Origin of the sequence: Caballeronia arationis (assembly GCF_001544975.2) — a bacterium.
GTDB classification, from domain to species: Bacteria; Pseudomonadota; Gammaproteobacteria; order Burkholderiales; family Burkholderiaceae; genus Caballeronia; species Caballeronia arationis.
In genome coordinates this window covers 1-855 of sequence record NZ_FCOG02000524.1, presented here as the reverse complement: position 1 = coordinate 855, position 855 = coordinate 1, and the positions used below count along the sequence as shown (strand labels likewise).

At 60.2% G+C, this 855-nt stretch carries 1 protein-coding gene; it reads right to left on the bottom strand.

The window, feature by feature from the left end; genetic code table 11:
• Window positions 1-348 precede the first annotated feature (348 nt).
• On the bottom strand, window positions 349-855 hold a 507-nt coding region (gene ssb / locus AWB81_RS43630; RefSeq protein WP_062644802.1), incomplete at its 5' end, for a single-stranded DNA-binding protein.

The window sequence follows — 855 nt, the reverse complement described above, 5'->3', positions numbered from 1 at the left end:
GCCCTTCCCGGTCAATGAGCTTGCGGGGACTCCATACTTCTGGAGCAACGCAACCCACTGTTCCGGGGACAGCTTGATGTCCTTGATATTCATTGGCACTCCAGTAGTGGTGTGGTTGAGGTCGATGCCTGAACAGGCGGTGAAACCGTGCTCAAAAAAGCCGTCCGACTCGCGCGAGGCGAGCACGACGGGCGGCTTTTTTCAGCAGGGAAAGCGAAAGGCGGATGAGGCGACGAATGAGGCTGTGTCGCGTGGGAAAGAGACGCTTCGCGGCTTCGCCGACCGTTTCCGGTTCGACGAAGCAACGAAGGTGAGAAGAAACAGGAGGTGAGGTGAGCCGTTACGGGATCAGATCGCAGACCACTCGCGCCCCATCAGATACGACCTGAAGGGTATGTCGTCATCGACGTCTGCAAAGCCTCCGCCTCCACCGAACGACGTGGGTTGCGGTTCGCGATTCGCAGGCGCAGGGTTGCTCGATCGCGGCGGCTGCGACCGTTCTTGACGTGCAGGGCGTTGGCTCTCGAAACCGTCATTGGATGAGCGATCGCCAGAGGCGCGGCCACCAAGCATCTGCATCTGCTCCGCGACGATCTCGGTCGAATACCGCTCTTGGCCCGCTTGGTCCGTCCACTTGCGAGTGCGGATTCTGCCTTCGATGTACACCGACGAGCCCTTTTTCAGATACTCGTTGACAATCTCAGCCAGCCGGCCGAAGAACGACACTCGATGCCACTCGGTCTGCTCCTTCATTTCGCCCGAGGCCTTGTCCTTGTACCGATCGGTCGTTGCGAGCCGGATATTCGCGACGGCATCGCCGCTCGGCAGATAGCGCGTCTCGGGATCAGCCCCGAG